This is a genomic window from Acinetobacter wuhouensis (assembly GCF_001696605.3).
Taxonomy (GTDB): domain Bacteria; phylum Pseudomonadota; class Gammaproteobacteria; order Pseudomonadales; family Moraxellaceae; genus Acinetobacter; species Acinetobacter wuhouensis.
On the sequence record NZ_CP031716.1, the window covers coordinates 2,843,310 to 2,866,259 of the forward strand.

The window sequence follows — 22,950 nt, forward strand, 5'->3', positions numbered from 1 at the left end:
AAATGACCCAAGTCCAACTTCAACAATTACAAAAACAGTTATGGAATATTGCCAACACCCTACGTGGAAAAATGGGTGCAGATGAATTTCGTGACTATATTCTTGGGTTTATTTTCTTTAAATATTTGTCTGAAAAGTCGATCAATTTCGCCAATCAATTACTGCTCGATGAAGGTGTAGATTTTACTTATACCGAACTTGATAAAAATAATGATGAACATGCGCCGTATATTTCCGAAATTAAAAAGTTAGCTATTGCGGAAGTGGGTTATGCTCTCCTCCCTGATCAATTATTTCATACGCTTGCACAACGTGGTCGTCAGGGTGAGTTTATCCTTGATGACTTATCTGCGACTTTGAAAGCCATTGAGCAAAGTACTTTAGGTTCTGATTCTGCGGATGACTTTGCCAATCTATTTGAAGACTTGGATTTGAATTCGACCAAGTTGGGGAATTCTGCCAGTGATCGTAATGAGCTAGTGGCTAAAGTTCTCAGTCATTTAGATGATATTGATTTTGATATTTCCAATACTGAGTCCGATGTATTGGGCGATGCTTATGAATATTTGATTGGTGAGTTTGCCTCTGGTGCAGGGAAAAAAGCAGGCGAATTTTATACACCGCAAACGGTGTCTACCCTCCTCGCCAAAATTGTCACGCAAGGCAAAGAGCGTTTGCGTTCGGTGTATGACCCGACATGTGGTTCAGGTTCGTTGTTGCTTCGTGTAAAGCGTGAAGTGAAAGATGTGGATATGATCTTCGGGCAGGAGATGAACCGTACCACATATAACTTGGCACGTATGAACATGATTCTGCATGATGTGCATTTTGCCAAGTTCGACATTAAGCAAGAAGATACTTTAATCCGTCCTCAACATATTGATAAGCGTTTTGACGCCGTTGTAGCGAATCCTCCATTTTCTGCAAAATGGTCAGCCGATCCTTTATTTTTACAAGATGCTCGTTTTAGTAGCTTTGGTAAGCTTGCACCAAGTTCTAAGGCAGATATGGCATTTGTTCAGCACATGCTGTACCAGTTGGATGATCACGGCACGATGGCGGTAGTATTGCCTCACGGCGTTTTGTTCCGTGGTTCGAGTGAGGGCGTGATTCGTCAGTACTTGATTGAACAGTTGAATGTGATTGATACCATCATTGGTCTGCCTGCCAATATCTTTTATGGTACGACTATTCCGACCTGTATTTTGGTATTGAAGAAGAATCGTGAGCATACGGGCAATATTTTGTTTATTGATGCGAGCAATGATTTTGAAAAGCAGAAGAATCAAAATAAGTTATTGCCTGAACATTTGGACAATATTATTGGTGCATTTGAAAATCGTCAGGATATTGAAAAGTATGCCAAAGTCGCAACTTTGCAAGAAGTCAAAGATAATGATTACAACCTCAATATCCCTCGTTATGTCGATACGTTTGAAGCTGAGGCAGAGATTGATTTAAATGACATTGCCAAGCAATTACAGGCATTGGAAAAAGACAGTCAAGCAACGGATCAAGTGATTGCTGATTTTTGCCAAGAGTTAGGTATTGATTCGCCTTTTAAGGAGGTGAAGTAATGTCTGCACCAAAGTTAAGATTTAAAGAGTTTGATGGGGATTGGTCTGCTTCAGAGTTAGGGAAATTAATTGGGATTTCTTCAGCTTCTCGTGTTTTTAAAGAACAATGGCAAGATTCAGGTGTGCCATTTTTTAGAACAAGTGATGTAAGTGCATTTTTTAAAAATAAGGAAAATGAAAAAGCTTATATATCTTTTGATTTATTTGAAGAGCTTGCAAAAAAATCAGGAAAAATTAAAAAAGACGATTTATTGGTTACAGGTGGCGGATCAATTGGGATTCCATATCTAGTACCAAATAATGAACCTTTATATTTTAAAGATGCTGATTTACTTTGGTTTAAATCATCAGGAATTATCGAAGGTTCTTTTCTTTATAATTTTCTCATTAGCTCAAAATTTAGAGAATATTTAAATAGTATTTCTCATACTGGTACAATTTCACACTTTACGATTGAGCAAGCAAAGACAACACCTTTTAAACTTCCATCAAAAGAAGAACAAACCAAAATCGCTTCTTTTTTATCGGCAGTTGATCAAAAGATTAGCCAACTTACTCAAAAACATGCGCTACTTGCCCAATATAAACAAGGCATGATGCAAAAGCTGTTTAGTCAGCAGATTCGTTTTAAAGCGGATGATGGTAGTGAGTTTGGGGAGTGGGAGGTAAAAACTTTAATAGATTCTATTGATACTAATATTAAGTGGAGTTTTACAGGTGGTCCATTTGGCTCTAATCTGAAATCTGATGATTACACTGAATCAGGTATCAGAATTATTCAACTTCAAAATATTGGAGATGGATCATTCTTAAATGACTATAAAATTTATACATCATTAAAGAAAGCTGATGAGCTATTGAGTTGTAATATTTATCCTAACGAAATTTTAATTTCTAAAATGGGTGACCCAGTTGCACGCTGTTGTATCGTGCCAAATCATCATGAACGCTATGTAATGTGTTCAGATGGTATTCGTTTAGTAGTGGATAAAAAAAGATATTCACATCTTTTCATGTTCTATCAAATAAATTATCAAGATTTTAGACAAAGCGCTTCCGATGTTAGTACAGGTTCGACAAGAAAACGGATTGGCTTAAGTGATTTAAAACAACTTCCAATCAAAGCCCCCTGCCTAGAAGAACAAACCAAAATCGCTAATTTTTTATCTGCCATTGACCAAAAAATTGGAGTGGTGGCACAGCAAATTGAACAGGCTAAAATGTGGAAAAAAGGCTTGTTTGATCCTAGACAAAATAATGGACAGCACGTCCCTCTAAAGATAACGTAACTTTAATCTTTGGAGATTCAAGAAATGGCTAAACGTTTTAGTCCCGAATTTAAACAGCAAGCGATTGATTATGCACTTTCAAACTCACACGAGTCTGTAGCTGCAATCGCCCAGAAATTAGGTGTGGGTTATTCAACATTAGATAAATGGATTCGTGAAACCAATCCGGCAGGTTCAAGCAAACGTCAACTTTCACCAGAACAACAGCGGATCGTGGAATTAGAGAAAGAAGTCAAACAGCTCAAGGAAGCCAATGACATCTTAAAAAAAGCGCATGTGTACTTTCTAACAGATCATGCCAAGAAAAGTACACGGTAATTCAAGATCTAGATATGAATGAAGTCACCGTATCTTCTGCCTGTAAATACCTAGGTGTCAGCACTTCAGGCTATTATGCCTGGCGAAAACGTCAAGCCAATACGGCACAGAAATATAATGACTTAAAAGCCGTATATTGGCAGCATCATGCACGATTGGGTGCACCTTCATTAGTACATGACATGCATGATTTAGGTTACAACATGAGCGAACGTACTATTGGAAGGATGCTAAAAAAGCTTGGTTTACGTAGCAGGATTGCGCGTAAATACAAGCATACGACTGATTCAACCCATCGTTTGCCTACAGCACCCAACTTGTTGGATCGCCAATTTACAGTTACTCAGCCTAATAAAGTCTGGACAACAGACATTACCTATATCCGCACTAAAGAAGGTTGGTTGTATTTATGTGTGATGCTAGATTTATTTAGCCGTCGTATCGTGGGGTGGCAAACCAGCCATCGAATAGACCGCCAGTTGGTGTGTGATACGTTTAACTATGCAATGGCTCGTCAGGGTTATCCAACTGGTGTTATGGTTCATTCGGACCAAGGCTCACAGTACTGTAGTCGTGATTTTAGAGCGCTGTTACTGAAAAATGATTGTACTCAGAGTATGTCTAGACGTGGAAACTGTTGGGATAATGCAGTGACTGAAAGCTTCTTTCATACATTAAAAGGTCATGTGGTACATGGCAGTGTGTTTTCGACTCGAAAAGAGGCGAATGCGGTCTTGTTTGATTATATTGAGATTTATTACAATCGGGTCAGAAGGCATTCTGCAAACGGCTGGTTAAGTCCAGAAGCCTTTGAACAGAAATATTTCAAGAATTTAGAGGGATCGATTGTCCACGATACTGTCTAGGATCAGTCGATACCCACGACACCAAAACCAAAGATCGTGAATTCATGGCGATGTTTTGTGTAAGTTCAGTCGACACCTTGACTCAATATTATGAGTTGTTTGAAAAAGTTCAGGCTGAAAAGAAAATAGTAGATGAAGAAGCAGGACGTATTTTTAAACCACTGGCTATCGCAACGATTTTCTCCTACTCTGCCAACGAAGCCGTTGAACCTGACAATCTGAATGGTTTGATTGATGAAGAGCCTGCTGATATTCCTGCACAGATTAATCAGTCTAGCCGAGATAAATTAGATCGTTATATTGCCAACTATAATGCACAGTTTGGTACGAACTTTAACTCAGGTGATCGTTTCTATGCCTATTACCGTGACATTGCCGACAAAGTAAAGAAAAAACAGATTGATATCTTACTGGTCGTCAATATGTTCCTGACAGGCTTTGACTCAAAACCGTTGAATACGCTCTATGTCGATAAAAACCTGAAATATCATGGTTTGATTCAGGCATTTTCTCGAACCAACCGTGTTTTCAATGACAAGAAACCTTTTGGCAATATCATCTGTTTCCGTAATTTGAAACGTGCAACCGATGAAGCCCTTGCCCTCTTCTCAAACAAAGAAGCCAAGAAAGTCGTACTTGTTCCTGCGTATGAAGAAATTAAACAGGATTATGAGAACGCCGTAGAGAAACTATTGGCACTGACACCTGATTATCAGTCAGTCGATGATTTGCAAACTGAAGAAGAGCAACTTGAATTTATCAAAGCATTCCGTGAAGTAATGCGTTTCAATGCACAACTACAAAGCTTTGTAGAATATGATCAAGATCAAACTCAATTGAAAAAACAAGAGTTTGCCAATTTTGCATCCAAATATTCAGACCTATGTCGTGAAGTCCGTAAAACGACTAAAAAAGAAAAAACTTCGGTTTTAGATGATGTCGATTTCCAATTGGATTTGCTCCACAGTGATCGGATCAATGTTGGTTATATCCTGACTTTATTACAAATGGCAGTAGATGCAGACTCTGACGAAAAACGTAAGAAGTATGAAGCGCAGATTCATGACTTAATCGGTGGTGATATTTCCCTACACAACAAACAAGACTTGATTCAAAAGTTCATTGAAGAAAACATGCCGAAGATGATCAATGGACAAAGCGTACAAGATGCTTTTTCTGCATTCTGGGACGTTGAACGAGAAAATGCTTATCAACGTCTATGTGAAGAAGAAAATCTAAAACCAGAGGCAATGAAAGCGGTTTTAGACAATTATGAGTTCACGAAGCGTTTGCCCCGTCAAGAAGAATTAACAAACTTGCCTAATTTCAAGGTAGGTATCTTTAAACGTGAAAGCGTATTTAGTGATTTGCTCAATAAAACAAAACAGTTTATTGAGAGGTTTTATGTGGGCTTTTAACACAATGATTGAATATTTTTAAATCAAAAAGTGTAGACCTCCATGGGGTTATTTTCTACCTATGATTAAAAGCTACAATTTAGCAAATATAATGTTTAAATTTTAATCAAATTTAAATACTTATAAATCACACAGACTTTATATATTTCTCAGGTTTAATTGCTTTAGGCTTAGATGAATGTCTAATAACTTTAGAAGTCATGAGTAACGAATTTAGCTTAAAATAATCACTCCATAACTTTCTAATTAACAACGATGAAATCCATCATTTGCATAACTTTATTTTTGACCTGTTCAAGTGCTTTTGCTTCCCCGAATAATAGTCCAAATTGTTTCGGTTCTGATACATATTACACATGTCGTGATCTTTCAACAGGCAATACATATAATGTATCAAAATACGGGAATAATACTCACGTTCAAGCAAACAACTACAATACTGGTTCATCTTGGTCTCAAGATACGCAAACTTATGGCAATCAATCATATACCACTGGTAGAGATGCTAATGGCAATTCTTGGCACCATAATACTCATCAAATAGGCAATACCCAGTATTACAATGGTAATGATAGTAGTGGAAAGTCATATAACGGTTATTGCAATCCTTATTCAGGTTGTCGAACAAATAGATAATCACCCACAGACCACTTCAGTCGTTTTTATACGAATAGAGCTTCTATTGGGGCTCTTAATTTTCAAATCATGTTTAATTGTTTATTTTTTAACACATATTTTATAATTAATGTTTAATAAAAGAGCCTAACAACTCATAATTTGTATCCCAATGTGTATCCCATCAACCACAGCAATAAAATTATTTATTATAAAACAATAAAATAGCTATCAAGTTCAGTTGTCGCCATCAATTCAGAGATGTTCGACTGAATATAAAAAAGCCTTTAAACTCAATGTTTAAAGGCTTTTTTATTGGCTCTACTGTCCGACCGTATCCGAAGCTATTTGACCCAAACTTTGCCCTCATCGGGTAATTATTGGGAAAATTTACCCACAAATTACCACTACAACAATTGGGTAAAACTTATGGCTCTTACTGATAACGAATGCAAAAAAGCTCAACCTAAAGATAAGCAATATCGTCTTTCGGATTTGAATGGCTTATCTTTGATCGTGACACCTAAAGGGAATAAATATTGGAATGTACGAATCACTGTACATGGTCAACGTAAATCTGAATCCTTAGGACACTATCCAGAATTAAGTTTAAAAAAAGCGCGTGAACTTGCGAATGAACTTAAGTATAAATTTTCTCGTTTTTCTATTCATGAGGAGTTAAAACCTCTCTTTCGTGAAGTTGCTGAAGAGTGGTTTAACAATCAAAAGGAAACTTGGTCTACTAAGCATATTAGTAATGTACGTGCTTCTTTAGATGAACTTTATACAACGCTTGGTGACAAGCGAATCAATCTGATTCAAGCACCTGAAATTTTGCAGAATATTAAAGTTATCGAAAAGCGTGGCTCTTTAGAGGTTGCTAAACGTACTTTATCTCGGTGTGGTATGGTGATGAAATATGCAATAGCGCATGGTTATCGCCTTGATAATCCAGCGAGTGATTTAGTCTATGCTTTAAAATCTAAACGTATGACGAATTTAGTTTCTTTGCCTGCTAGCGAAATTCCCCTATTTTTATCTAAAGTAAGAGCTTATCCAAGTGATGCTCAAACCCATCATGCAATTATATTGGTTATGCTTACTGGTGTTCGTATTGGTGAGTTGCTTCAAGCTCGTTGGGATGAGTTTGATTTAGTTGAGCGTAAATGGGATATCCCTGCTGATCGGATGAAGAATGGTTTAGCTCATCGTGTACCTTTAACAGATTTGATGATCAGTGAACTGCAAGCTCTTCGTCTAACGCATAATCGAGAACTTTTATTTCCTCACAGACTGAATAATAAAGAACCTATGCGAAGTGAATCTATTCTTCAGGTAATTAAGCGTGCTGGATACGCTGGACGTATGACCACGCATGGCTTCCGCTCTTTATTCAGTACTGTAGTCAATGAATCAAATTTATTTAATTTCGATGCTATTGAACGCCAACTTGCCCATGTTCCTCAAAATCGAATTCGATCTGCTTACAACAGAGCGCAGTATTGGGATGAGCGTGTAAAGATGATGGACTGGTATAGTGACAAGGTTAAATCTTGGATGAATGAAATTTCATAACAACCTTTTCAAATTACAAAGAAATATTATACTTTGACTGAGCAATGCTCAGTCTTTTCTCTTAATGGTAAATTTATCCAAAACACTTGTATTCATTCAATTAAATACCAAATCGTTAAACCCCAAGGATTATTTTTAATCTCAGGCATAACTTCACCTTGATTGAAATGGCGTTTTTCCATGTTATTTGCAGGACTATACCATTCACCTGTTTTTGGACAAATTTGTCCAGCTTCGCATCGCAAATGTTCTTGTTTAGATACACTTATATCATTAGTTTCAGGTACAAATTCTTTAGCAAATTTAACTAAATCTTTTGGATAATATAGATATTCATAAAGACTGCTATCATCTTCAATACCTAATAAATAAACTGCTGCACCAGCTTCAAATGCCCAATATCCAAAATATCCATCATCACTTAAATGACTATCATGCCAAGGAGCTGCTGCTAAATCTTTATACCAACTTTTTAAAAACTCATTAATTTTGCTTAGCGATTCATTTTTATCTTGTGTACAAAATGCTCTAAATAACGGTCTATAAGGTTTAACACCTAAAATCACATCTGTTTCATAACGTTCCAAACTATCATCATAAGCAAGCATCTCTTCAATTAAGACATCTTCACCTGCATTTTCCTCATCCTCACCATCTACCAATCGAGCAACTCTTGGTAATAAATCCTTTCTATGTAATAAAAAACATAGACTTATCAATCCAATATAAGGGCAATACCCATCAAACGATCTTATTGGAAATGCCATTTCATTTGGATCACTGCTTTGCTCTACTAAAGCTTGTAAATAATTTTCATAAGAAACAATTACATTTTCTAGGGTATAACGTAATTGTTCAATTGATTCACCTGCGGTATAAGATAAAATAAAATTATTAAAAGTTCCTTCAGCTATCCCAAACCACATAGATAAATGCCACCCTTCATCAGCACCTTCTGGTTTACTTAAATTATTCTTTTGTCTTTGCAGTACACGTAAGGTTAAGTCTCTAGTCGCATGAAAATTTGTTTCCGTTAAAAATTGCTGTCTTTTCTTATTATCAAAATCCATATTCATTCCAAAAATAATGCCCATAAAGGCATCAAGTTATTCTTCACCATCAAACTGCCAATACACATCACCCCAATCACTTTTCACATCGGGGAATATATCTTCTTGTTTAAAATATTGACGAGAGTTTTCTTTAGCTACAGTGAACCAATAACCAGTGTGTGGACATTTTTGACCAGCTTTCATTGAAGATAAAAAGTCTTCCTCTAGTGTATTATCAGGATTTAAAATAACATCCCATTTTTTACCATTGAATCGGTAAATTACTTTGTCCGTTAATACCCAAAGAACATTGTTTGTAGACTCGACTGTACTAACTTCTGTGCCATATGGGATTATTTCTAATATTTCATACTTACTATTTGAATATTTATATAAACCAGTTGATGCTGCGATATAAAGGTCTTCTTTAAAATAACAAGACTGATAAAAAGAATCATTGATTGAAATATCTTTTAAATTTATAAATCCTGACTCATTATTACCATAAAATACAGTACCATAGTCTCCAACTACTATTATATTTACACCATCAGGACACAAACAAATATGGTGCAAACCAGATGGAGTTCTCTTATCATTAATTTCCCATTTTCCTTCTGTTTTACAGGCAACAAATCCTCCTTCTTGATCTTCACCACATGCATATAAACAATTTAAATTATGACCATTGATATCGTATATTTCACGCGAGGGTTCTTCATAGTCTAAATTTAATATTTCTTCTGGTTTAATCTTTTGATATTCCACTTTAGGAAGTAATAAGCCTAAATCGTCATGTAACCATTCTTTTTCTGCCTTTTTGTATATTTGACCTGCACTTCCACACGTATAAAAGCTTGATTGTATATTTCTAATTTTATTTAATGTTCCGTAAAAAAAATCAGGGTTACTAAATCCTACATCTTCAATTTTCTCGTATGTGATTTTTTGAGATGAGTAAAACTCAATTTGTCCATCTAAGCTTACAGAGAGCATTGTACGCCTAGTACTTTCAGTTTTAGGAACCAAGGCGACTGATATTGATTTAAATTCAAAATTATCGTGGTCGTGCCATTGACCATCTAAATGATCATAAAAGCTCATTCTCGAACATTCTATTTCAGAATCAAGGCTATCAAAAGTTGACGCCACATAAAACATATCATCATCGATTAAGCATCCAGCTATATACGATACATTCAAATTTTTTAACTTCATTCTCTTACCCCACCATTACCTTTTGTTTTAGGATTACCGAATATTCCAGGATTTGCTTTTTTCGCATCAGTAGCAAAGACTCCTATTCGGACTCTGTAATTAACATTAATTCCTTTTGATTGGTGATAGACTCTTAATTCAGTAGTCATTTTAACCGCAGTACATTTTTTTAATACAAATGAGACAGCTTTAGCTCCAATTACTTCAACTTCAGCAATAGGTGCTGTTCCTTTAGGTTGTAGCACATTTTTCAAGGTACTTTCTAATGATGAAAATTTCTTATGTATCTTGCCATGTTCGTTTAATGGTTTTGGTGTGGCACCTTTGACGCAAATAGCTAAACCGTCATTTGTTGAAAGTCCACCTGTCAATTGGCTTCTGTCTTGACCACTTCTAGGACCAAGCCTAAAGCATCTATCAGGAACAACATGATGCCCTGTTTTATTTAATGGTTTACATACATTCCACCCATATGGGGTAAGTTTACAAGGATCATCATCTACATCACTTTTCTTGTCTTTCTTTTTATCATCATCTTTGCGTGTATGCTTATTTGTTGATCCTGAACCACCTGTACCTTCACCACGTTTATCTGCATTGTAAACATTTGGAGGAGGTGCGCCATTTGCAGTCGCATATTTAGGATTAAGCTCCTGCAGCAACTGATCAAATCCTCGTTTAACATCTGCAAAAAAATCATCAATTTTATTCTTAAAACTTTTAAAAATTCCATTGATTGTATTCACCAAGTCTCCAGCAACTTTGACTCCTTTTTGATAGATTTTTTGTAATCCATCGCGCATTTTTGTCATTAACTTAACTGTTGAATCATAAGCACTTTTCGCAGCAGCTTTCCAATCGAATTTCTTTAGCCATGTTTGAGGGGATGCGCCCCAAGGAATTTTTGATTTAATTTTATTAATAAGTGGGTTTTTAAACAATTTTTCCATATGTTTTAAAAGGGTGAGTAAATTAAGTTTACTTGCACCTTTTTTTAATAATTTAACTATGGTCTTAATTGCAGAACCAAATTCAGGTATGAATCCGACAGCAGTTATGCATAAATTAAACCAATCTCCAGCATTCTGATAATTATGATCATGAATCGAAATGATATTAGCGATCAAATCCCGAACATCGCAAACTTGATCGACAACAGGAATTAGACTAATTACTCCCCCAACAATAATTTGCCCTGTTGTTGGATTTTGATTGAAATCACCTTTTAATACGCCTGCTATGAATGATTTATCTCTATTTTTGATCAAATCTACATTCATAGTTACAGCTAAGGCGATTGGGTGAAATAAAAAAACTTTGGATGCAATTCCAATAACATCATCAAAGAAACCTTTGTCTCGCTTAATAAAGGTTTCTAACTTATTACCAGCATCCCAAAAGCCTTTTTGTGCATCTTCATATTTTAAGGAAACAATATAGTTCCAAAAGTTTTCATTTTTTGTTGTCATTTTTATTACTCAAAATCTAAACCATTTAGGGCAGGATTATCTTCACTTTCACCAACTGGATGTTCTCGCGCATCATCACCATAGGTAATTTTTGCTTTACCACTTGGAGGTACATTTTTGAGTAAAGCTTTCCCTTTTGCATCTAAGTAACCCTCAAAAACAGTCCCATCCTCAAATTCAGCCTTGTATTTCGCTCCTTGTACTGGTTCATCATTTGAATGTAAATATTCTAAAACCATGTCATTTTGATTTGCATTAAAAGGAAGATGAGGAACAATAGGGTTTACCTGAGCACCACCCATGAACTTCTGCTGACCAGACTTCACCTCAAACAAACCACCAGTCGTTGGAAATATACCTGAACCATTAATCTTAAGTTCTGAACCACCGCCGATTAAGCGAATTTCTTTGGGGCTGGTAATATAGACAGTATCTTCAGTCGAAATGATTTGAATGCCTTTACGTGCAATCAAATCAGCTCCATCACCTTGTGCTTGGATTTCAACTTTGCCTTTGCCCGCGAATAGTCGCACACCTTCTTGTGCTGCAAATAGACTGATTTTACTTTGAGCGTGTGCAAGTAAATTCTTTTGCGTACTCAGGTTAATGCTATCTCCAGCACTATGGCTGATTTGTCCATCTGCGGATAAATGAATATCTTCATTCGTTGTAAGAGCAATTGAGTTTGGTGAAGTCAGTATCATTAAAGCTTGTTTAAAGGCTTTCGCTTTGGTTTCACTTTCTTGTTCGATCTGTTCAATGAACTGTTTCAGATTATCCAATACTTCCAAAGGATCAGTTTGTTGATTCTTAGCAACTTCACTTAAAGCTTTTGAGTTATTTAAATTTGATTCAAGTTGTGATTTAGCTTCTGGTGCATCTAAGTGATGACCACTGGCTGAATCTTGTTTATAGGTTGAAAGCAATAAGCCTTGTTTGGCTCTGACTGCACCCCATTGATCAGTCCTTAACTCAAATCCTTCTCCACGACTTTCACTGGTTTCTTTGTCTTTAGGATGACTCAGATGTCCTAGATTGATTTGTGTTGCACCATGACTGCTTTGTAGTTGGCTACTGATTTGTCCTGTCGTGTCATCAAAGCGGAGTTGTCCAAAGCCTTCGCCTTTAACTTCTTTTGAGCGAATACCTGAAAGTTTTTTGGTATCAGGAAGTTGTCCTTTGGCATCGAACTTGGTTGGACTTCGTTGCGCTTCATGAATGCGTCCAACCACATAAGGACGATCAATATTGCCATCAAAGAAGTTAATGACAACAATTTCGCCTATACGCGGTAAGAATCTTGCACCATAGCCTTCACCCGCCCAAGGGGTGAGTACATCTACCCAAGCAGAATCCGTATCATTGTTATTTGAGCCTGCACCACCATCATGTTCATGGTCTTCATTTCGTGTGAAGAGGAATCGAACTTTGATACGCCCCCATTCATCAACATGAATTTCTTCACCTTCAATGCCAACCACTTTGGCACGTTGTGGATGTGTAGTTGGTCGATCTTCAAGTGGGTTATACGCAGGAGCGATATCAATTTGACGTCGTTGTAGAATGAGGTTATTGGCTTGGCGTTCATCTTTGTTATTGGTACTGATGTTGTCTAGTTGCCAATGGCTTTGTTGCAGTAATGCCGTGACTTGATCTGTTAGGTCTTTAGGCAAATTATTCTGATTATAAAAGGTTTTCGAAGTGATCAAGAACTCTTTATCTGAACCAGAGTGTTGATCTATTTCGGGATGCTCACTGAACTCAAACCAATACCCGACATGTGCATCGCGTACTGTGGATGTTGCTGTAAATTGTTTGGCTTGTGAATCGTAGTATTTACTGAGATTTTCATTCAACTTTTCAATTTGGTTATTGCCTGATTTTGTTGCGCCATCTTCGCCTTTGAGGTCTTGTATCCATGCAGGGCTAACATGAAAGGCTTGTTCTAAACCTAAACTTGCAACATCTTGATTGTCTGAATGTTTATGGCTGGTGAGAACTGAGCTTGCTCCTTCTTCTTGTTCTAAAGCATCGGCTTGCCATCTTTGTACATGAACTGCGGTCGGTTGTATGGAGCGTTGTCCTGTAAAGGCAGTGATACTGTCTTGTTTCTCTGTTGCGCTACTACGATGAAAGCGAATATTACGACGGTCTAAGGCTTGGTATTGAGCATTGTTATCAATCAAGCGAAGCTTTTGTGGTTGAATCTGCTCTGATGAGCTAGATACTTTGTGCTGTGCTTCATCTATCAGCGTGCTTACCCCTTCGGATGCTAAAAGCCGTTTGATAAAGTCAAAGTCTAGTTCATTACTCTGCATGATGAATGGGCGTATATCGTAGCTTTTACTGAGTCCACTTTTATCTAGAGTGAGGCTTGAAGCCAGTAAAGGGCTTTTAGACTGCCACTCCTTAAAAAGTATTTCTACAACTTCAATTGCTGTCTTATTCATGAAGACACGAGAATTTCTTCGGTATTTAAAAAGTGCGGTTGGGTCTTCAACGGTGAGACGATAAAGCGTCAATGAACCATCACTTGCACCAACATCCGCTTGGGTAATAATGCCTGTGGTACGAGTCAGTTGCGATTTGTCTGTGACAACATCAATTGCCACTTGGCTACCAATAAAGTTTTTTAAAGCAATGGTCGCCTCTGTAGCAAGGCAAATCAGTTGCAAATGAACACCATCATTGAGTTGGTGTGTGCCATCAATACGTTGTAAAAAAACTTTATTATTCAAATCTGAGTTTGAAAACTGGACATGAATAGCACGTTTTTGCGCAGTAAGTCCAAGTTGCTCTAAGGCAGAGTAAATATTGATTGCCATTTTTAGGTCTTTGTAATAATTCTTAATACTGTGATTAATTATACAAAAGAAATATTTCAAGCTCTATGTAGATTTGTATATGAGCGATATGTTATGCCTTTTTATTGTAGCTAAATTTTTATCGCTCCCAAATTTAAGGTTGCTTATTATTCTGAACTTAAAGTCACTTTAATTGATTGATCACAGTTTAATTTGTTGCTTGGTTGTGTTGAAATTTTCTACAATTTGCTTAAATTTGATTTTCAAATTGAAAATGAAGTCCTTATCTATGAAAAGTCGAAGCCAGCTTACTGTTCGACGTAAAGGTGGTGTTTTGTATTTCCACTCTAAGAACGCATACATAACTCACTACTATTCTTCACTCGTATGATATCAATGATTAGAATCTAATATTGAGTAATACATGGCAATATCTAGATCTGACTACAAATAAATCACAAGATTACGAATTGAATACCAACTACACCCTTTCCACAAACAACACGCCATCCAAATGATCAACTTCATGTTGCACAATCCGCGCAGGAAAACCCTGAAATGTTTGAGTGATCTCATCGCTATTTAAAGTTTGATATTTCACAGTAATCTGTTCAGCGCGCGCAACTTCACCTCTTTCATTGGGCACACTTAAACAACCTTCTTCACCAAGCACGGTTTGAACTGATTTTTGAATAATTTCAGGATTCACCATGACAATGGCATCCATTTCAGGTGCATCGGGATAACGTGGATTAGGACGAGAAGCAACGATAATCACACGTTTAGACACATAAACTTGCGGTGCTGCAATTCCTACACCATTGCGTTCTCGCATCGTGCTATGCATTGCCTTAGAAAGCTCCAATAACCACGTGCTTGAAAACTCAGTCTCAGCTACAGGTGAAGCAATTAATTTTAAAATAGCTTCACCACGTTGGGCGACTGGTAAAATCGTACTCATAATGATCTCTTAAATATTTCAATTTAATCGCTAAAGTTTAACACTCAGACACAACATTCCAATTCACTTAAACAGCAAATATAAGTCGTAATATTGAGAAATTTTCCAATGATACAGAGCACCATCTAGAGAGTATTTATTCAGTTTACTTTAATCTGTATCTGGTAAAAAAGCGCATCACATCGAGAAATAAGTTTATGAATACAACAGCATTGTTTCTAGGATTGATCTTTAGCTCAATTGGCTTAGGCTATTTTATTTATGGTGAAAAGCAAAAAATGCCTGTCCCTTTCATTGCAGGAATCATACTGATGATCTTTCCTTATTTTATGGAAAATATGCTGATTCTGAGTTCTATCGGTATTGTTCTCACTATTATTCCTTGGTTGCTTCGAGCTTAAGTAAGCTCTTTATATAAATCAAACTGAGGTAAAATATTTCAAAAATGATAATAAATTGTTTTATACATCACAATAAAGTTTAATTATTCAACTAAAAATTTAAGCTATAGAATTAAATCATTTTATTCATTGAAGTTTTGGAAAGCTGTCTATGACCGAACAAACGCGTCTATCCTCGGAAGACAAACGTACACTAGGTTTATCGTCATTAGGTGGCGCACTCGAATTTTATGACTTTGTCATTTATGTTTTTTACGCAAAAATCATTGCAGAACTATTCTTTCCTACGACATTAAGTCCTTTTTGGGCAATGCTGAATACCTATGGCATTTTCGCTGCGGGCTATTTCTTCCGACCCTTAGGCGGAATCGTCATGGCACATTTTGGCGATCTCGTCGGACGTAAGCGATTATTTAGTTTATCTATTTTACTCATGGCATTACCTACTTTAATGATTGGAGTCATGCCCACTTATGCAGAAATCGGTTTAGCCGCCCCACTGCTTCTATTATTGATGCGCGTAGTTCAAGGCATTGCAATTGGTGGAGAAATTCCCGCAGCGTGGACCTTTGTTTCTGAACATGTCCCTGACAAGAAAATTGGTTTTGCCAATGGTTTACTGACCGCAGGTTTATCTTTGGGTATTTTACTCGGAGCACTCATGTCGCTCTTCATTTCACTCAAATTTAATGAAGCTGAAATACATGCATGGGCATGGCGTATTCCATTTATTGCAGGCGGTATTTTTGGATTAATTGCTTTATATCTGAGAACTTATCTTAAAGAAACGCCTGTTTTCAAAGCGATGCAAGCAAAAAAACAACTTTCAAAAGAGTTACCTGTTAGACAAGTTTTAGCTTCACATAAATCAGCTGTCATGATCGGCATGCTATTTACATGGTTTTTGACTGGATGCGTGGTCGTAATTATTTTAGCCATGCCAAACTTACTGACAGGTTCATTCGGCTTTCAACGAGCAGATGCATTTCAAATGCAAAGTGCAGCGATTCTTATGCAAATGATAGGCTGTATTCTCGCTGGATTATTGGCTGATCGCTTTGGTGCAGGACGTATTCTTGGATTGGGTTCATTGGGCGTTGCCTTGATTGCCGCTATTTTTTATCTCAGCTTAGGGCATGTTCATTCATCTACAATATTTGGCTTATATATGCTCTTGGGATTATTTTCAGGTACTGTCGGCGTGGTGTCATATAGTATGGTGAAAATGTTCCCTGCTCAAATCCGATTTTCGGGAATTTCTTTTTCTTATAACGTCGCTTATGCGATTGCAGGTGGCTTAACACTTCCACTGGTTCAATGGCTGAGTTTGTATAGTGATATTGGTGCGATGTACTATATTTTTGCCTTGTGTATGATCACGATCATCACCAGTTTATTTTACCGTAAGAAATTTGAAGTAAATCCAAACAAAAACTAAATCGTTTGGCGACGTTCCTTAGGTACTATCGCTTTAATTTCAAAAAAGTGGCGTACTTGATTACGCCCATTTCTTTTAGCTAAATATAAAGCTTGGTCAGCTTGACGTACAACTTCTTCTTTAGAGTGAATTGGATAGCGCGCAACAGTAATCCCAAAACTAGCGGAAACTTGTAGTTTTTGTTGATGATCTAAATAAATGATTTCAGATGCAATTGCTTCGCGACATTGTTCCGCAACCAATATTGCATCCGCTAAACGATCGCTTTTTAAAAATATAATAAATTCTTCACCACCAAAACGCCCAACAGTATCTTCTGCATCAATGTTTTCAGTAAGCAGCCGAGCAACACGTTTTAAAACAATATCGCCAATATCATGCCCATAGGTGTCATTAATCACTTTGAAATGATCTAAATCGAGTAAAATAATTGCAAAAGCACCTTGCTGTTCTTTTAACGACTCAAAAAGCTCCCCCATTTTGCGTCGATTAAATATCCCTGTAAGCGAGTCGATAATACTTGCTTGCTGAATCGCTTTTTCTCGCTCACGCCACTGTATTAAAAGCGTTTCAAATAAAACAATACTAATAAAGAAAATCGGTGCATAAAAATACACCATTGAATAAACCCAAAAACTATTTTTATACAACGGCATTGATTGTAATTGCTGACTAAAAATCGGGCTATATTCAAGCGTTCCAGCTAGGCTCATCGAAATACAGATTAAAATAAAACTTGTAATTGGCAGTACCGTTGCATACACCACTTTCCGTTCAAACAATACTAGAGCGACTGTCACTAAACTCACATAACCTGCAATCGTGGCCGGGCTTAAAATCCCAACACAAAATCCACCAAATATGAATGATGAGCCAAAATAAGCAATGGTGATATACGGAACGAGTTTATTATAAATAGGATTTCGGTATAGAAGCTTGGTTAGCAAAATAAGGATCAAAAATCCAAATGCAAGCAAGCTATACGCAGTCATTAAGGTCGGATAAAAATCTAAATTAATCCAAATATGTAAGTCTGAATTGGAACCGCTGATCCACCACCAGATAATCCAAGATAAAATATCCAATCCCCCTAGTAATAATACTAGGAAGCATTTGTCTATATCACGCCAATTCACGATTAATCCTATTTTCATAATAGGGGCAATCAATTGATGCATTCTTTCTCTTAGATTCAGTCCCATGTCACCCTAAACCGCCAAATACAATCAAACACAGTATTTCTTACTTTATTTATTGTTTTTGATTAAAAATTAAAATATGAATATACAACATTAACAGAAACTTATCGTTTTTATAATCTTTTTTTTAAACGATCAATTCATTTTAAATTCTTTTTTAGCTCGTCTTCCACGATACCTATTTCAATATCACTAAACTTACGAATTTCCCCTTCTGCATGTTTTTCTAACATTCCACCAACCAACGGAACCTTAACTTTCACTTGCCAATCTAATTGAATATTAAGCTGCTGCGCATTTCCTGTAATTGAGCGTTGGCAACTCGCTTCTAAGGGCAAGTTTGCACCTAATTCAACAGTTGAAATCAACGTTTCTAAATTTGTCACATCAGTTCTTTTTAGTCTAAATGCATCTTTTAAAAGCTTCTTTGCAATTTCAGGGATATTCACATCCAGATTATAAACACGCTTTAAAGTGTAAATATCACCCTGAATAACCGATTCGAGAATTTGTAAATTTTCACCAGGGATGCGTTTACACACTGCTTCATGAAGTGTTGTATCTTTTGCTAAGCGCTTAAAATCAATAATGGATACCCCATTAATTGTTGCATGGATAGTAAAACGATGAGCCATATAGAATTCCTTGTGATTTTCTTTAATTTTGATTTATCTAATTCATCTCGATTTTTTAATATACAGGGCTAAAACTATTTTTTATTGACATTTTGCGACACTATTTATGACATTTTAAATTGGAACGATTTAGAGTGCTGTATGACGCAAAATTATTTTGTGCGATTTAAAACTTTATATTGCATCAAAACTCTTATTAGAACCATTTATGAATTAAAAAAGGTCAGAATATTTTTAGAAAATGATCAATTAAAATATGCAAAATGTCCTTTTATAAAATTTTGTAATGAAATTGACCTGATTGATCTTTTATTTCTAATCTAATCTCATGACGTACTTCTATTTTAAAATACATGCCTGAATAGTAAATTTTAGCCTCCCATTGCCCCCAATCAAAACCAAAAATATCAAATTCAGCACGGTTAGGCAATTGATCTAAGATCGCCATCTTACAAAAATAATGTGGCTCATAAGATGGACAAAACTCATGAAAATGATCAAATAATCCATAAATAATTTGCTCAAACTTACTTTGATTGAAGCCAAGAATATCTAAAATAAATACTTCGTTATTCAAATCTTTATCTCTCTAAAATTTTACTTTTTGAGTTGAATGATTTTATTTTCAAACTTTAAAACAATTTTATCTAAAAAACTTTCAATATTAAACAACATGTCTTTATATTGAATTTGAATATAAAATTCATCAGCACCATCATCTAGTCCAGAAACAGCCCATGTTGACCCATGAGGAAGTTCTTTTAACCATTCAGCTTTATAAAAATCAGATACAGAATCAAAATAAATATACTGTTCAGGGTTCACCATGATTTTATTTACAACAACTTGAAACTTTTGTTTTTGTATTTGAACAAAATCAATAATCATGGCTCACCTATTACATATTAAAAATTTTAAATCCCTGTCAGAGCATGATTCGATTGTTTCTTTTTCACGTCTGTCCAGTGAATCCATCCATACATCGCCAAGCCAACGAATGCCGCATATAAACCCGCTGTAGGATATAAATTCTGTGAAATAAACATACCGACATAAATAATATTGACGAAAATCCACAGGATCCATGTCGCAATATGCTTTCGACTAGTCCAATAAGTTGCCAATAAACTAAATGCTGCCAACTGAGAATCAAGCATTGGTAAATTGGCATCTGGAATATTTTCTAAAGCTAAACCAAAAATTACTCCACCAATCGCAGCAAGAATCATTTGAAATATGACTTTAGGTATAGGAAGTGGTTCTATTCGAATCTCATGGTCTTGCTGCTTACCTTTCAACCAATGGTAAAAGCCATAAAAATTTACGACCATAAAGAAAATTTGTAAAATCGACTGGCCGTAGATTTTAAAATCCCAGAAGATATAAACATATAAAATATAAGCTAAAAAATTAAAACCCCAGCACCACATATTACGCTTAATGGTCAATGTTACCCCAATGAGGCTAATAATCACGGCGAATATTTCTAATGGTGACATGCAGGAAACTTCTTAAAATAGAAGTGGCTATTATGAAAAAAAATGGAATGATTGCAAGTGAAAAACTACGATAAACAGACCGTTTTAAACCAATAAAAAAAGAGTGTATGACTACACTCTTTTTCTACATGTGTTATGTCCCGCCCTGAAATAAGTTTACACATTAGAAATTTATTTTATAGAACAAGATCAAAACCAAAGAGTTAAATGCACTCAAAGAGATTATTCGTTTGCCTTTAAAATGATAGTTATTCATGACGTTGAAAGTGCTGAAGGCGTATATTATTTATCATTGGAAGAATTACAAATTGATCTGGGTGAGTGGTTAAAGTTTTATAATACTGATCAACCCCATCAGGGCAAGGTGTGCAATGGTCGAACACCATTTGCAACATTACTGGATAGAAAATGAATTTGGGCTGAAAAGAATTTAGCTCAAATTTAACCTGACACTTTCAATTAAATATCGGTAACTGTCAGATGAGATTTGAGCTAGTACAATTAAATTTCGGCAACTGTTGGTTTGAGCTAATACGTATAAAGTTCTATTCTTCTTTTCCAACTCTAGTTAGTTATAAATAATATTAAGCGTAATTTTGAATCATCAACACGGTATAAAATATTTTACTGCAATCAATTGATTATTCTTAAAATAAAATAGATAAGCATCATCCATATCTTTAGTATTTATACTTAGCATTATATCATATTTCAATTTAGCAGCATCCTCACTTGCAGCACCTATCGTATCAGTTGAGTTCTTACTTTCATCAAGGCTATAACCTGTTTTAAAAAGTTGCTTTACTTGGCTCAAAGTCGTAGCTGATGTGACTGTTTTCCCCATCACTTGTACTTGATCTTTTGCTGTTAAACCAAATACCCCCATCACCACCATTTGATCATTTGCAATGCGTAAATCATAATGGTCTATCGTCGTACTTTTCTCAGCTTGATCATCAGGAAAAAAGCCACCGCATTCAACTTCATCCGCCACATAGCCCATACGATCAAGCTCGCCGAAAAAAGGACTACTATTAGAATACATCTGCTTCCCGAGTTGAATAATCGTTTTCTTATTTGGATCTTCTATTTCTTCTAAAGATGTATTTTTATAAATGTACTGTACTTTTTCTTCTGAATATGGGATAACGCCTTTAATAATATTATTTTCAATGCGATTAAACTCAACTCGATCTAAGTGGTCTTGCATGCCTGCTGCAAAAATTGAAGCTAATCGATAACTGCCATCTTTATTCTGTAAAAATATAGCATATTCATAGGCAGGAACTTGTGCATCGCACTCCCAAACTTTTGCATAACCGTATAAAAAGTCAGCTTTTCCATCACGGTTAAGATCGCCAATAATTAAACTATCGTCATCGACATCAGATACGATCTTACATGTCCCACCCAGTAATTCTTTATTCGATTTTTTGATTGCCTCTAACATCAATGCTTTATTGTCTTTCTTCTGTGCTACGTTGTGTTGCGTTACATCTTGTTTCTGTCCACTTTCATTCGCACTCACCTTTTGATCATTTTTTTGACATGCCACAAGCAACAAACTGCCACATAACGAAAGACTCAAAAACATTTTTTTATATTTCATGATTATTCAATTTAAAAATTTTTCACAAGAATAGCCATCTCATTTTCAAAACTCAATACAGTTTGCCAATTAGCCATACGCTTTTCTGTGCTATACAACTTAAACGATACAGTCACATATTAAAGATTGACTGTTTTCTAACGATCGTTTAAAAACTTAAATAACACCGAATCATTTAAACCCAAAATGAATGTGAGAACCAAAAATGTCAGATACACAAGGAAAAGTCAGTCGTGAAATTCGTGGTCATATTTTCCTCATTGGCTTAGACCGTGCGAATAAACGCAATGCCTTTGATAGTCACATGATTCACGATCTATCAATGGCATTAACAGAATACGAAAACAATCCTGAACTACGCTGCGCTGTTGTATTTGCCCATGGCGATCATTTTACCGCTGGCTTAGACTTGGTTGAGTTACAACCTAAACTGGCGGACGGCGTTTTCAATTTCTCAGATGATATTGTCAATCCTTGGGGAACGGTTGGACGCCAAAGAACCAAACCGCTTGTCACCGCAGTACAAGGTTATTGCTACACCGCAGGGATTGAGTTGATGTTGAATTCCGACATCGTAGTTGCCAATGAAAATACCCAATTTACTCAAATCGAAGTACAACGTGGCATTTTACCTTTCGGCGGTGCAACCGTTCGTTTTGTGCAAGCAGCAGGCTGGGCAAAAGCCATGAAATATGTACTGACTGGCGACTTATTCTATGCGCAAACTGCCTATGAAATGAATCTGGTAACAGAAGTTGTTGAAGGTAACAATCAATTAATTCGAGCACTTGAATTGGCTGAACGTATCGCTCAGGCAGCACCGCTTGCTGTTCAAGCTGCGCTGAAATCTGCACATCAAGCCTTTTTACAAAGTCCAGAAACTGCATTTGCCAATTTACAAGATTTGCTCACGCCATTACTTGCCTCACAAGATGCACAAGAAGGTGTAATGGCAATGCTTGAACGCAGAGCACCACAGTTCAAAGGCAAATAATTGATTATTTTAA

General features: G+C 36.2%; 18 protein-coding genes and 2 pseudogenes. 9 read left to right on the top strand and 11 right to left on the bottom strand.

From position 1 onward, the window contains the following. Window positions 1-2: 2 nt before the first annotated feature. The 5 genes and pseudogenes from BEN71_RS14190 (at window position 3) to BEN71_RS14215 (ending at window position 7,658) form a co-directional block, all read left to right on the top strand. A complete protein-coding gene (locus BEN71_RS14190; RefSeq protein ID WP_068974420.1) occupies window positions 3-1,577 on the top strand; it encodes a type I restriction-modification system subunit M in 1,575 nt (524 codons plus the stop codon). After that, a complete protein-coding gene (locus BEN71_RS14195; protein WP_068974419.1) occupies window positions 1,577-2,866 on the top strand; it encodes a restriction endonuclease subunit S in 1,290 nt (429 codons plus the stop codon). Before BEN71_RS14190 ends, BEN71_RS14195 begins: the two co-directional genes overlap by 1 nt. A 24-nt stretch (window positions 2,867-2,890) precedes the next feature. Beyond that, window positions 2,891-4,050, top strand: a protein-coding gene (locus BEN71_RS14200; RefSeq protein WP_117276768.1) for an IS3 family transposase whose coding sequence is annotated in 2 segments (ribosomal slippage) — window positions 2,891-3,125 and window positions 3,125-4,050 — 1,161 coding nt in all. Because the reading frame shifts where the segments join, the coding sequence is not laid out codon by codon here. A 5-nt stretch (window positions 4,051-4,055) separates the two neighbouring features. Next, window positions 4,056-5,468 (top strand): annotated as a pseudogene (locus BEN71_RS14205) (type I restriction endonuclease subunit R, EcoR124 family); the annotation flags it as partial. Window positions 5,469-6,512: 1,044 nt separating this feature from the next. Further along, window positions 6,513-7,658: a tyrosine-type recombinase/integrase gene (locus BEN71_RS14215; RefSeq protein ID WP_068975744.1), complete on the top strand. Its 1,146-nt coding sequence runs from the start codon at window positions 6,513-6,515 to the stop codon at window positions 7,656-7,658. 92 nt (window positions 7,659-7,750) lie between these two features. On the opposite strand, the gene BEN71_RS14220 is transcribed toward BEN71_RS14215, so the two are convergent. The 5 genes from BEN71_RS14220 to def all read right to left on the bottom strand — a co-directional run bounded on the left by BEN71_RS14220 (window position 7,751) and on the right by def (window position 15,162). Then, window positions 7,751-8,752, bottom strand: coding sequence for a PoNe immunity protein domain-containing protein (locus tag BEN71_RS14220; protein ID WP_227542614.1), 1,002 nt, complete (start codon window positions 8,750-8,752; stop codon window positions 7,751-7,753). 12 nt (window positions 8,753-8,764) lie between these two features. Then, a complete protein-coding gene (locus tag BEN71_RS14225) occupies window positions 8,765-9,928 on the bottom strand; it encodes a hypothetical protein (protein WP_068975746.1) in 1,164 nt (387 codons plus the stop codon). After that, window positions 9,925-11,397, bottom strand: a complete 1,473-nt coding sequence (locus BEN71_RS14230) for a hypothetical protein (RefSeq protein ID WP_068975747.1) — start codon at window positions 11,395-11,397, stop codon at window positions 9,925-9,927. The genes BEN71_RS14225 and BEN71_RS14230 overlap by 4 nt, the downstream gene beginning before the upstream one ends. A 5-nt stretch (window positions 11,398-11,402) precedes the next feature. Beyond that, complete coding sequence (locus BEN71_RS14235) at window positions 11,403-14,222, bottom strand: type VI secretion system Vgr family protein (protein WP_068975748.1); 2,820 nt, start codon at window positions 14,220-14,222, stop codon at window positions 11,403-11,405. A 460-nt stretch (window positions 14,223-14,682) separates the two neighbouring features. Further along, window positions 14,683-15,162 (bottom strand): peptide deformylase, encoded by a 480-nt coding sequence (gene def / locus BEN71_RS14240; protein WP_068975749.1) that lies wholly within the window; start codon window positions 15,160-15,162, stop codon window positions 14,683-14,685. A gap of 197 nt (window positions 15,163-15,359) precedes the next feature. On the opposite strand from def, the gene BEN71_RS14245 reads away from it, so the two are divergent. Further along, window positions 15,360-15,563 carry an amino acid transport protein gene (locus tag BEN71_RS14245; RefSeq protein ID WP_068975750.1) on the top strand — a complete coding sequence of 68 codons (204 nt, stop codon included), beginning with the start codon at window positions 15,360-15,362 and terminating at the stop codon, window positions 15,561-15,563. 151 nt (window positions 15,564-15,714) lie between these two features. Next, window positions 15,715-17,001 (top strand): MFS transporter, encoded by a 1,287-nt coding sequence (locus BEN71_RS14250; protein ID WP_068975751.1) that lies wholly within the window; start codon window positions 15,715-15,717, stop codon window positions 16,999-17,001. Here the strand turns inward: BEN71_RS14250 and BEN71_RS14255 are convergent. From BEN71_RS14255 to pnuC, 5 genes are all read right to left on the bottom strand, one after another. After that, window positions 16,998-18,137: a GGDEF domain-containing protein gene (locus tag BEN71_RS14255; protein ID WP_068975853.1), complete on the bottom strand. Its 1,140-nt coding sequence runs from the start codon at window positions 18,135-18,137 to the stop codon at window positions 16,998-17,000. The genes BEN71_RS14250 and BEN71_RS14255 overlap by 4 nt on opposite strands. A gap of 203 nt (window positions 18,138-18,340) precedes the next feature. Further along, window positions 18,341-18,835 (bottom strand): DUF2505 family protein, encoded by a 495-nt coding sequence (locus BEN71_RS14260; RefSeq protein ID WP_068975752.1) that lies wholly within the window; start codon window positions 18,833-18,835, stop codon window positions 18,341-18,343. A gap of 271 nt (window positions 18,836-19,106) precedes the next feature. Further along, on the bottom strand, window positions 19,107-19,412 hold the full coding sequence (locus BEN71_RS14265; RefSeq protein WP_068975753.1) for a hypothetical protein: 306 nt from the start codon (window positions 19,410-19,412) through the stop codon (window positions 19,107-19,109). 20 nt (window positions 19,413-19,432) lie between these two features. Next, window positions 19,433-19,723, bottom strand: coding sequence for a hypothetical protein (locus BEN71_RS14270; protein ID WP_068975754.1), 291 nt, complete (start codon window positions 19,721-19,723; stop codon window positions 19,433-19,435). 26 nt (window positions 19,724-19,749) lie between these two features. After that, the gene (gene pnuC / locus BEN71_RS14275) at window positions 19,750-20,334 is read right to left on the bottom strand and encodes a nicotinamide riboside transporter PnuC (RefSeq protein ID WP_068975755.1); all 585 of its coding nucleotides are present in this window, start codon (window positions 20,332-20,334) and stop codon (window positions 19,750-19,752) included. 283 nt (window positions 20,335-20,617) lie between these two features. Here pnuC and BEN71_RS14280 point away from each other — a divergent pair. Then, window positions 20,618-20,746, top strand: a pseudogene (locus BEN71_RS14280) (IS481 family transposase); the annotation flags it as partial. Between the two features lie 192 nt (window positions 20,747-20,938). On the opposite strand, the gene BEN71_RS14285 reads toward BEN71_RS14280, so the two are convergent. Then, window positions 20,939-21,943: a hypothetical protein gene (locus BEN71_RS14285; RefSeq protein ID WP_068975756.1), complete on the bottom strand. Its 1,005-nt coding sequence runs from the start codon at window positions 21,941-21,943 to the stop codon at window positions 20,939-20,941. A 205-nt stretch (window positions 21,944-22,148) separates the two neighbouring features. Here BEN71_RS14285 and BEN71_RS14290 point away from each other — a divergent pair, with 205 nt between their 5' ends. Next, on the top strand, window positions 22,149-22,937 hold the full coding sequence (locus BEN71_RS14290) for a crotonase/enoyl-CoA hydratase family protein (protein ID WP_068975757.1): 789 nt from the start codon (window positions 22,149-22,151) through the stop codon (window positions 22,935-22,937). Window positions 22,938-22,950 lie beyond the last annotated feature (13 nt).